This is a genomic window from Azospirillum sp. TSH20 (assembly GCF_003115935.1).
GTDB lineage: Bacteria > Pseudomonadota > Alphaproteobacteria > Azospirillales > Azospirillaceae > Azospirillum.
The window spans coordinates 1-11,053 of the sequence record NZ_LGQU01000106.1 but is presented as its reverse complement, the minus strand read 5'-3'; the positions used below and the strand labels follow the sequence as shown (position 1 = coordinate 11,053).

Genomic DNA, 11,053 nt, shown 5'->3' with positions numbered 1-11,053 from the left:
ACTTCCGCCGGGCGGTTTCCCCGTCCTCGGATTCCCGGTAGCGTTCGTGCAGCAGCAGGAGAGCGTGATCGCTGTGCGAACCGGTTGCAAGTGCTGCGACAGCAAACTTCAAGAGCTCCGCGTAGAGCGCGTCGTTGTTCGAAAAGCCATGCGATGACGACATGGTCGTCTCCACAGAACTGTCACGGAGTGGCTTCACAGAGTGACGGGGGCGATAAGGCAATCCACTTGGAAACCGAAATCTGCACCCCTGCAAATGTGGACGATTTGACATGGATCAAGCTTGCGGAAACCCATACCAAAGAGCCGGCGGCCTACTCAAAACGACAAGGTTTTGAAAAACCGGCGTGGAATTTCGGGGTTCCGGAGCAACCGTCCGGCCGTCGCCGTCAGGTCGTCGCCGTCAGGTCGTCAGTTGTGTACGGACGGACGGGCGCGGGCATCCTTCGGGGCACACCGACTGCCGTGCTTGTCCGGGAGAAAAGGTGGCGTAGGATCCGCTCCCGGTCTCCTGAACAGGGCGCCAAAGGGCGCAGGGCAGGGCAGGGAGGGCATCATGGCGCAAGCGGATCTGGCGTGGCTGCGGACCCTTTACGAGCGTTATAGCTCCGGCGAGGTCCAGGCGGTGTTCGATTACCTCTCGCCCGATGTTGAATGGGTTTCCAACCGGGTGTCGCCCGTCTTCGCTCCCATTTCCGGGACTTTCCGGGGAGAGGCGGGCGTTCGCCGCTATTTCGACGGGCTGACCCGGGATTGGAGCATCGATCGTCACGACATGTTGGACTTCACGGTCGAAGGCGACGATGTCCGGGTGAGGAATCTGGTCGGCGCCACCTACCGCAAGACCGGCAAGCGGATCGAGACGGTGACCCACCACCATTTGCATGTGAAGGACGGCCGCATCGAACGCTTCGAAGAAAAGTTCGACGATGCCGTCGTCGCCTTGGGATGCGAAGCCGAGTGCGGCGGGGACGCGGGAGCCGCCGCCAAGCTTCCGGGCTGAGGCCGGAGGGCTCAGGCGAGGTCGACGAGCGTCGGTTCGTATCCGAGCCGGGCGAGGAAAGCCGACAGGTCGTTGGGATGCATCGACAGCGTCGCGCGGTTCGTCATCGGGTGGAAATTGACGGTGTCGCCGGCGAGAACGCGGCGCTCCAGCACCAGACGGACGCGGCGCTCCTTGTCCGCCACCAGGGCCAGCGGGCTGACGCCGCCCGGCTCGATCGACAGCACCTGCTCCAGCGTGACCGGGGAGGCGAAGGACAGCTTGGCCGAGCCGATGACCGGGGCCAGTTCCTTCATGTTCACCGACTGATCGTGCGGCAGCACGACCAGCCACAGAACGCCCTTGGCATCCTTCAAAAGCAGGTTCTTGGTGTGCACGCCGGGGACGCTGCGCCAGTGTTCCTCGGCGTCGGCGACGGTCCGCACCGGCGGATGGGCGTGCAGGCGCATCGGCGTCGACGCGAGGGCGAGTTCCCGGCACAGCTCTTCGGGAATGCCGGCTTCACGCCAGTGCAGTTGCATGGTGTCGCTGTCGTCAAGCATTTGGCCCATCCTTGTCTGTCCGGCAAACCCGGAACGCGGTTCTTGCCGCAGTGAGCGTCGGGGTCGTGGCGGATGTTCTGCGCTCACGAGCGTTGCGTCGATCCCAGCATGGCAAAGGGATCCACCCGCCGATTGTACGGATGCGTCACCGGCATTGCATGAAACGGCCGAGTGGCTTGGCCTGAGGGGAGAGCCTCAGCCCTTGCGGAAGACGGACGGGGTCATACCGCGGCGTTCCTTGAAGGCGCGGACGAAGTGCGAGGAATCGCAGAATCCGACGGCGGCGGCGATCTCCGTCACCGACTGTTCGGTGTTGCGCAGCAGGAACTCCGCATGCTCCAGCCGCATGATCCGGTAGGCCTCGGTCGGAGTCATGCCCAGCGCATTCTGGAAATGCCGTTCCATCTGGCGCCGGGCCGCACCCAGCCGGCGCGCCATCTCCGCCACCGACAAGGGCACGTCGATGTTCTGCTGCATCAGCAGCAGCGCCTTTCGCACCACCTCGTCATTGGTGGAGAAGTCGAGCGGGATGCCGGGCTGCGGCTTTTCCCCGCGCAGCGCGTCGTCGATGATCATGATGTGCAGGCTTTTGCGCGCCTGGGCGCGGCCGACATGCTTTTCGACCAGATATGCTGCGAGATGGGCCGAGCTGGTCCCGCCAGAGCAGGTCAGCCGGTCGCGGTCGACGATGAAGATCTGGTCGGACACCGGCATGATGCCGTCGAACTGCTCCAGGAAATCGGCGTGATGGAACCAGCTGATGCAGCAGCGGTATCCATCCATCAGCCGGGCACGCTGCAAAATGAAGGCGCCGGTGCAGACGCCGACCAGCGGGATCTTCGCTGCCGCCGCCTGGCGCAGATAGCGGATGTAGTCGGGGCTGAGGTTGGAAATCTCGTCGATCAGTCCGCCGACCACGACGATGTAGTCGAACTTGGCCGGGTCGCCCAGCCGTTCGGTCGGCTGAACCAGCATGCCGCAACTGGACGCCACCGGCCGCATCTGGTCCGACAGCACGGCCCACTCGCACAGGATCGGCCGGCTGCGGTCGCCCTCGTCGGCGGCGAGCCTCAGCACGTCGACGAAATTCGCGAAGGCGCACAGCGTGAAGCGGTGGGCGAGGATGAAGCCGACGGACAGGCGCGGTGCCGCCGGGCGGTCCGGGAACCGGCCGGCCCTGGAGACATTCGTCCTGATGCCGCCTGCCGCAATGGTGTTCGTCATGTGACCTCCGGCGGACACAGCGTCGCACGGGTGACATTAAACTGACGCATCCGTTCTGTCCAACAAAGGGTCGCTTCCCGATACTGTCAGCACGTTGAACTTCGCGGTGCTGCCATGACCCGCTTCTCATTCTCCTCGCTGTTGACGAACGCGCTGACCGGCAACAAGAACTGGCAGCCTCAATGGCCCGACGCGGAGCCGAAATCCGAATATGACGTCGTGATCGTCGGCGCGGGCGGGCATGGTCTGGGTGCGGCCTATTACCTCGCCAAGGAACACGGCATCACCAATGTCGCGGTGGTGGAGAAGGGCTGGCTCGGCGGCGGCAACACCGGCCGCAACACCACCATCATCCGCTCCAACTACCTGTACGACGAAAGCGCCCGGCTCTACGAGCATGCGATGAAGCTGTGGGAAGGGCTGAGCCAGGAGCTGAACTACAACGTCATGTTCTCGCAGCGCGGCGTGATGATGCTGGCGCACACGGTGCACGACATCCAGAGCTTCAAGCGCCACATCCATTCCAACCGCCTGAACGGCATCGACAACGAGTGGCTGACGCCGGAGCAGGCCAAGGAATACTGCCCGCCGCTGAACATCACGGCGAACGCCCGCTATCCGGTGATGGGCGCGGCGCTGCAGCGGCGCGGCGGCACCGCCCGCCACGACGCGGTCGCCTGGGGCTATGCGCGGGGAGCGTCGGCGCGCGGGGTCGACATCATCCAGAACTGCCCGGTGACGGCGATCCGCCGCGACGCTTCCGGCCGAGTCACCGGCGTGGAGACGGCGCGCGGCTTCATCAAGGCCAAGAAGGTCGCGGTGTCGGCCGCCGGCAACACCTCTGTGGTGATGGACACCGCCGGCGTCCGGCTGCCGCTGGAAAGCTATCCGCTGCAGGCGCTGGTGTCGGAGCCGGTGAAGCCGGCCTTCCCCTGCGTGGTGATGTCCAACACCGTTCATGCCTACATCAGCCAGTCCGACAAGGGCGAGCTGGTGATCGGGTCGGGCACCGACCAGTACACCTCCTACAGCCAGCGCGGCGGTCTGCCGCTGATCGAGCACACGGTCGCTGCGATCTGCGAGGTGTTCCCGATCTTCAACCGCATGCGCATGCTGCGCAAATGGGGCGGCATCGTCGACGTCACGCCCGACCGCTCGCCGATCATCGGCAAGACGCCGGTGCCGGGGCTGTACGTCAATTGCGGCTGGGGGACCGGCGGCTTCAAGGCGACGCCGGGGTCGGCGAACGTCTTCGCCCACACCATCGCCCGTGACGAGCCGCACCCGATCAACGCGCCCTTCACGCTGGAACGCTTCAAGACCGGCCGGCTGATCGACGAGGCCGCCGCCGCCGCCGTCGCGCATTGAGGAAACGACCATGCTGCTCATCCGCTGCCCATATTGCGAAGCCGAGCGCCCGGAGCTGGAGTTCACCTATGCCGGCGAGGCGCACATCGCGCGACCGGCGGACCCGTCCGCCCTGTCCGACGACGAATGGCGCGACTTCCTGTTCATCCGCACCAACCCGCGCGGCCGGCATTTCGAACGCTGGCGCCACATGCATGGCTGCGGCCGCTTCTTCAACGCGGTGCGCGACACCGTGACCGACAAATTCGCCATGACCTACAAGGCGGGGGCTCCGCGTCCGAGCGACGAGGAGATCGCGCTGGCCGCCTCCAGCGTCAAGGAAGCACGTCCATGAGCAATTTCCGCATTGCAGGCAAGGGCAGGGTCAACCGCAGCCGTCAGGTCCGCTTCACCTTCGACGGCGTGGATTATCCCGGCTGCGAGGGCGACACCCTGGCGTCCGCGCTCCTGGCGAACGGCGTCCATCTCGTCGGCCGGTCCTTCAAGTACCACCGGCCGCGCGGCTTCCTGACCGCCGGGTCGGAGGAGCCGAACGCGCTGGTCGGGACCGACCGCGGCAACGGCAGGTTCGAGCCGAACACGCGGGCGACCGTGCTGGAGGTCTTCGAAGGGCTGAAGGCCGAAAGCCAGAACCGCTGGCCATCGCTGACCCGCGACATCGGCGCGGTGAACGACGGGCTCTACATGCTGTTCTCGGCCGGCTTCTACTACAAGACCTTCATGTGGCCGAAGAGCTTCTGGGACAAGGTCTACGAGCCGTTCATCCGCAGCGCCGCCGGCCTGGGCAAGGCGCCGACCGCCCCCGATCCCGACACCTACGCCAGCCGCTTCGCCCATTGCGACGTGCTGGTCGTCGGTGGCGGCGCCGCCGGTCTGGCCGCCGCGCTGGAAGCCGGGCGCAGCGGCGCCTCGGTCATCCTGTGCGACGAGCAGTCGGAGCTTGGCGGTTCGCTGCTGTCGGAGCCGGCTGCCGAGATCAACGGTCAACTGGCCTGGGACTGGCTGGAGGACGCCAACGCGGCGCTGGCGGCAATGCCGAACGTCACCGTGCTGCCGCGCACCACGGCCATCGGCTATTACCACCAGAACTTCGTCGGCCTGTGCCAGCGTCTGACCGACCATCTGCGCATCGTGCCGGACGGCGCGCCGCGCGAGCGGATGTGGAAGGTACGGGCCAAGCAGGTCGTGCTGGCCCAGGGCGCCATCGAAAAGCCGCTGGTGTTCGCCGGCAACGACCGGCCGGGCGTGATGCTGGCCGGGGCCGCGCGGACCTACCTGAACCGCTACGGCGTCAAAGTCGGCAACCGGGTCGTCGTCGTCACCAGCCATGACAGCGCCTGGCATGCCGCCTTCGATCTGGCCAAGGCGGGGGTCGAAGTCGCGGCCATCGTCGACGTGCGTGGGACCGTCCCGACCCAGCTCGCCGCCACCGCCGATGCGCTGCGCATCAAGACGCTGATCGGCTGGACCGTCACCGGCACCAAGGGCCGGCTGCGCGTCTCGTCGGTGCGGGTCAATCCCGTCACCGGCGACGGCAAGGTCGGCGGTGCGGAGACGATCGCCTGCGACGCCCTGCTGATGTCGGGCGGCTGGACCCCGAGCGTCCATCTGTTCTCGCACACCCAGGGGTCGCTGACCTGGAACGAGGACGGCCAGATGTTCCTGCCCGGCCGTGGCAAGGAGGAGTGCCGTCTGGCCGGCGCCGGCAAGGGCCGCTTCGGGCTGAAGGCCGCCTTCGAGGATGGCGCCGCCGCCGGTGCCGCTGCCGCCGTGGATGCCGGGTTCGGCACCGAACCGGCCGCCTACCATGTCGAGGGCGAACTGTCCTTCACCGGGGTGACCGGCCGCGAGCTGCCGACCGACCGCGATCCGGGCCATGCCAAGGCGTTCGTCGATTTCCAGAACGACGTGATGGCCAAGGACATCCGGCTGGCCGTGCGCGAAGGCTTCAAGTCGATCGAGCACATCAAGCGCTACACCACAACCGGCATGGCGACGGACCAGGGCAAGACGTCCAACATCAACGGTCTGGCAGTCGCGTCGGATGCGTTGAAGCGGCCGATCCCCGCCGTGGGCCTCACCACCTTCCGTCCGCCCTACACGCCGACCAGCTTCGGCACCTTCGCCGGCTACAACAAGGGCGCGCTGTTCGAGGTGACGCGCAAGACGCCGATCGACGGCTGGGCCGAGGAGAACGGCGCGGTGTTCGAGCCGGTCTCGCTCTGGCGCCGCGCCTGGTACTTCCCGCAGGTCGGCGAGGACATGCATGCGGCGGTGGCGCGCGAATGCAAGGCGGTGCGCTCGTCGCTGGGCATCTTCGACGCCTCCACCCTCGGCAAGATCGAGATCGTCGGTCCCGATGCGGCCGAGTTCATGAACCGCATGTACACCAACGCCTGGACCAAGCTGGCCCCCGGACGCTGCCGCTACGGCCTGCTGCTGGGCGAGGACGGCTTCATCCGCGACGACGGCGTGATCGGGCGTCTGGCCCATGACCGCTTCCACGTCACCACCACCACCGGCGGTGCGGCGCGCGTGCTGAACATGATGGAGGATTACCTGCAGACCGAGTGGCCGGACCTGAAGGTCTGGCTGACCTCGACCACCGAGCAATGGTCGGTGATCGCGCTGCAAGGTCCGAACGCCCGCAAGCTGATCGAGCCGTTCGTCGAGGGCATCGACCTGTCGGACGGCGCCTTCCCCCACATGGCGGTGGCGACCGGCAGGATCTGCGGCGTGCCGACCCGGCTGTTCCGCGTCTCCTTCACCGGCGAACTCGGCTTCGAGATCAATGTGCCGGCCCGCTACGGCCGCGCGGTGTGGGAGAGGCTGTTCGAGGCCGGGCAACGGTTTGGCATCACCCCCTACGGCACCGAGACGATGCACGTCCTGCGCGCCGAGAAGGGCTATATCATCGTCGGGCAGGACACGGACGGCACGCTGACGCCGGACGATGCCGGCCTGTCCTGGGCCGTCGGCAAGACCAAGCCGGACTTCGTCGGCAAGCGGTCGCTGTCGCGGCCGGACATGCTGGCGAAGGACCGCAAGCAGCTTGTCGGCCTGCTGACCGCCGATCCGAAGACCGTGCTGGAGGAGGGGGCGCAGATCGTCCTCGACGCCAACCAGCCGGTGCCGATGGAGATGGTCGGCCATGTGACCTCGTCCTACTGGAGCGCCGAGCTGGGGCGGTCCATCGCCCTCGCGGTGATCCAGGGCGGCCGGTCCCTGCAGGGCCAGACCGTGCATGTGCCGATGCCGGACAAGGTCCATTCCGCGACCATCACCGGCATGGTGTTCGTCGATCCCGAGAACAAGCGTCTCAGCGCATAGGAGGCCTACCTTGCTTCTGGCCAATCACCCGTTGCTGGGCAAGACGATCGCCGGCGACAGAACCAGCAGGCTGACCATCCGCGCGGCCGAGGACGTCGCCCGCTTCAGCCTGCGTATCGATCCGGCATCCGCGCAGTCGGCCGGGGCCGCCTTCGGCACGCCGCTTCCCACCCGCATCGGCGGGAGGGTGGAGAATGGCGGACGGAGCGCGCTCCAGCTCGGCCCCGACGAGTGGGTGCTGCTGGCGCCGGTCGCCGAAAGCGACGCCATCGCCGAGGCCTTCGCCGCCCTGCAGGAGCCGCACAGTCTGGTCGATATCGGCCATCGCGAGGTCGGCATCCTGGTGGAAGGGGAGGCGGCGGCGCTCGCCTTGCGCTCGGCCATCGCCTTCGACATCGAGGCGATGCCGGTCGGCAGCGGCTGCCGCACCATCTTCGACAAGGCGCAGATCGTCCTGATCCGCGAGGACAAGAACCGCTTCCGGATCGAGGTCTGGCGCTCCTTCGCCGACCATGTCTGGGGCCTGCTGCAAGCCGTCAGCCGCGAAATCGCGCTCGGCATCTGATCGGGAGAAACGCACATGAACCGTCATCAGTCACTGCCGAAGCCCGATCTTGCCGATACGGCGATTGCGGCGGCCATCGATCGCGAACTGAACCGCCAGAAGTACGAGATCGAGCTGATCGCCTCGGAAAACATCGTCTCGGCGGATGTGCTGGCCGCGCAGGGGTCGATCCTCACCAACAAGTACGCCGAAGGCTATCCGGGCCGCCGCTATTACGGTGGCTGCCAGTTCGTGGACGAGGTGGAGACGATCGCCATCGACCGCGCCAAGACGCTGTTCGGCGCCGGATTCGTCAATGTCCAGCCGCATTCGGGCGCCCAGGCCAATCAGGCCGTGTTCCTGGCCCTGCTGCAGCCGGGCGACCGGGTGATGGGCATGTCGCTGGCCCATGGCGGCCATCTGACCCATGGTTCGCCGGTGACGATGTCGGGCAAATGGTTCGACATCGTCAGCTATGAGGTGCGCGAGAGCGACCAGCGGATCGATTACGAAGCGCTGCGGGCCAAGGCGCTGGAGACCAGGCCGAAGCTGATCGTCGCCGGCGCGTCGGCCTATCCGCGGGTGATCGACTTCGCCGAGTTCCGCCGCATCGCCGACGAGATCGGCGCCTATCTGATGGTGGACATGGCCCATTACGCCGGGCTGGTCGCCACCGGCCATTATCCGGACCCGCTGCCCCATGCCCATGTGGTGACCACCACCACGCACAAGACCCTGAGGGGCCCTCGCGGTGGCATGATCCTGACCAATGACGAGGCGCTGGCGAAGAAGTTCAATTCGGCGGTGTTCCCGGGCAACCAGGGCGGTCCGCTGATGCATGTCATCGCCGCCAAGGCGGTCGCCTTCGGCGAGGCGCTGACGCCGGAGTTCAAGGCCTATGCCGGGCAGGTGGTGGCCAATGCCAGGGTGCTGTCCGACACGCTGGTGAAGGGCGGGCTGGACATCGTCTCCGGCGGCACCGACTGCCACATGGTGCTGGTCGATCTGCGGCCGAAGGGCGTCAAGGGCCGCGACGCCGAGCGCGCGCTGGAGCGTGCCGGGCTGACCTGCAACAAGAACGCCATCCCCTTCGACCCGGAAAAGCCGGCGGTCACCTCCGGCATCCGGCTGGGCACCGCGGCGGGCACCACCCGCGGCTTCGGCGAGGCGGAGTTCGCCCGCATCGGCGAGCTGATCCTGACCGTGGTCGACGCCCTGGCCGAAGCCGGCCCGGACGGCAACGCCGAGGTCGAGAAGCGGGTGCATGGCGTGGTCCGGGAACTGTGCGAGCGCTTCCCGATTTACGCTTGAGAGTTTGTGAGTTTTTGTGAGTCCTGCTGAGAGACGCTTCAAGTTTGAAACGCTTCGCACCGGATCTCATCATGAGCATCTCTCGGCCGTCATTTCCGCGAAGGCGGGAATCCAACCGTTCTAAGAGCTTAGACGCGGAACCGCCTGGATCCCCGCCTTCGCGGGGATGACGGCCGATAAGAGCTTCTGAAAACTCACAAACTCTGACGAGGTGCCCGATGTTCCTCAGCGTATTCGATGTGTTCAAGATCGGCATCGGCCCATCCTCGTCGCACACGATGGGGCCGATGACCGCCGCGGTGCGGTTCCTCGACATGCTGCGGGAGTGGAGCGGGGCGGCGCCGTCCGCCGTCCGGGTCCGGCTGCACGGCTCGCTCGCCTTCACCGGCAAGGGCCACGCGACCGACCGGGCGGTGGTGCTCGGCCTGCTCGGCTACCGGCCGGACGGTCTGGACGTCGACGAGGCCGACCGCCGCATCGCCGAGCTTCGGAACGGGCGCACGCTGACTCCTCCCGGCCTGCCGGCCCTGGCGTTCGATCCCGAGGCCGACGTGGTGTTCGACTTCGGGCCGGCGCTGCCGGGCCACGCCAACGGGCTGGTCTTCGAGGCGCTGGACGGGCAGGGGACGGTTCTGCTGTCCGAAACCTTCTATTCCATCGGCGGCGGCTTCGTCGTCACGGCGGCCGAGCGGGAAGCGGCCCCGACCGCGTCCCGCGGGGGGAGCGCCGACTGGCCCTATCCCTTCGAGCGTGCCTCAACCATGCTGCGCATGGCCAGGGAAAGCGGCCTGTCGATTGCCGCCATGAAGCGCGCCAATGAGCTGGTGCATCACTCCGGGCCGGCGCTGGACGACGGCCTGAACCGCATCTGGGTGGTGATGAACGGCTGCATCGAACGCGGATTGAGCCTGGACGGCCAGCTGCCCGGTAGCCTGAAGGTGAAGCGGCGGGCCAAGGCCATCCACCAGCAGTTGCTGCGGGAACGCGGCGTCAATTCGAGCCAGCCGCATGTCGCCTACGACTGGCTGAGCGTCTACGCGATGGCGGTGAACGAGGAGAATGCGGCCGGCGGCAAGGTGGTGACCGCGCCGACCAACGGGGCTGCCGGCGTCGTGCCGGCGGTGATCCGCTATTACCTCGACCATTGCGCCGGCGCCGAACCGGCCAAGGTCGCCGATTTCCTGCTGACCGCCGCGGCGATCGGCGGCCTGATCAAGCACAACGCCTCGATCTCCGGAGCCGAGGCCGGTTGCCAGGGCGAAGTCGGGTCCGCCGCCGCCATGGCCGCCGCCGGTCTTTGCGCCGTTCTGGGCGGAACGCCGGAGCAGGTGGAAAATGCGGCGGAGATCGCGCTGGAGCATCACCTCGGCATGACCTGCGACCCGGTTGCCGGGCTGGTGCAGGTGCCGTGCATCGAACGCAACGCCATCGGCGCCACCAAGGCGGTTGCCGCGGCATCCCTGGCGCTGCGTGGCGACGGCCAGCATTTCATGCCGCTGGACAACTGCATCCAGGCGATGCGGCAGACCGGCGAGGAAATGAGCAGCAAATTCAAGGAAACCAGCCTGGGCGGACTGGCGGTCAATCTGCCGGAGTGCTGATCGCCGCAGCCACCCGTCATGCGATGTCGCATAAGTGGTTGTTTTTCCATTTACCTGTAGGGGTTTTGTCCAAAACGGCAGGGTTGCAGGGATTTCACCTTTGTTGACATGTCCACATGATGAAGAGCCG

9 protein-coding genes are annotated in these 11,053 nt (G+C 66.8%); 7 read left to right on the top strand and 2 right to left on the bottom strand.

Annotated features, from left to right (window positions below; genetic code table 11):
- The first annotated feature begins 556 nt into the window (after positions 1-556).
- A complete protein-coding gene (locus TSH20_RS25655; RefSeq protein WP_109157579.1) occupies positions 557-1,003 on the top strand; it encodes a nuclear transport factor 2 family protein in 447 nt (148 codons plus the stop codon).
- A gap of 11 nt (positions 1,004-1,014) precedes the next feature.
- Here the strand turns inward: TSH20_RS25655 and TSH20_RS25650 are convergent, their stop codons facing one another.
- Entirely contained in the window at positions 1,015-1,545 is a 531-nt protein-coding gene (locus tag TSH20_RS25650; protein ID WP_109157580.1) for a YbaK/EbsC family protein, read from the bottom strand.
- A 195-nt stretch (positions 1,546-1,740) separates the two neighbouring features.
- Entirely contained in the window at positions 1,741-2,769 is a 1,029-nt protein-coding gene (locus tag TSH20_RS25645; protein WP_109157581.1) for a GlxA family transcriptional regulator, read from the bottom strand.
- Positions 2,770-2,883: 114 nt separating this feature from the next.
- Between TSH20_RS25645 and TSH20_RS25640 the strand changes: the two genes are divergently transcribed.
- The 6 genes from TSH20_RS25640 to TSH20_RS25615 all read left to right on the top strand — a co-directional run bounded on the left by TSH20_RS25640 (position 2,884) and on the right by TSH20_RS25615 (position 10,923).
- Positions 2,884-4,137 (top strand): sarcosine oxidase subunit beta family protein, encoded by a 1,254-nt coding sequence (locus TSH20_RS25640; RefSeq protein ID WP_109157582.1) that lies wholly within the window; start codon positions 2,884-2,886, stop codon positions 4,135-4,137.
- A gap of 10 nt (positions 4,138-4,147) precedes the next feature.
- Entirely contained in the window at positions 4,148-4,471 is a 324-nt protein-coding gene (locus TSH20_RS25635; protein WP_085082214.1) for a sarcosine oxidase subunit delta, read from the top strand.
- Complete coding sequence (locus TSH20_RS25630) at positions 4,468-7,467, top strand: sarcosine oxidase subunit alpha (RefSeq protein WP_109157583.1); 3,000 nt, start codon at positions 4,468-4,470, stop codon at positions 7,465-7,467. The genes TSH20_RS25635 and TSH20_RS25630 overlap by 4 nt, the downstream gene beginning before the upstream one ends.
- A 10-nt stretch (positions 7,468-7,477) precedes the next feature.
- Positions 7,478-8,032 carry a sarcosine oxidase subunit gamma family protein gene (locus TSH20_RS25625; RefSeq protein WP_109157584.1) on the top strand — a complete coding sequence of 185 codons (555 nt, stop codon included), beginning with the start codon at positions 7,478-7,480 and terminating at the stop codon, positions 8,030-8,032.
- A gap of 15 nt (positions 8,033-8,047) precedes the next feature.
- Positions 8,048-9,322 carry a serine hydroxymethyltransferase gene (gene glyA / locus TSH20_RS25620; protein WP_109157585.1) on the top strand — a complete coding sequence of 425 codons (1,275 nt, stop codon included), beginning with the start codon at positions 8,048-8,050 and terminating at the stop codon, positions 9,320-9,322.
- A 218-nt stretch (positions 9,323-9,540) separates the two neighbouring features.
- Positions 9,541-10,923 carry an L-serine ammonia-lyase gene (locus tag TSH20_RS25615; protein WP_109157586.1) on the top strand — a complete coding sequence of 461 codons (1,383 nt, stop codon included), beginning with the start codon at positions 9,541-9,543 and terminating at the stop codon, positions 10,921-10,923.
- Positions 10,924-11,053 lie beyond the last annotated feature (130 nt).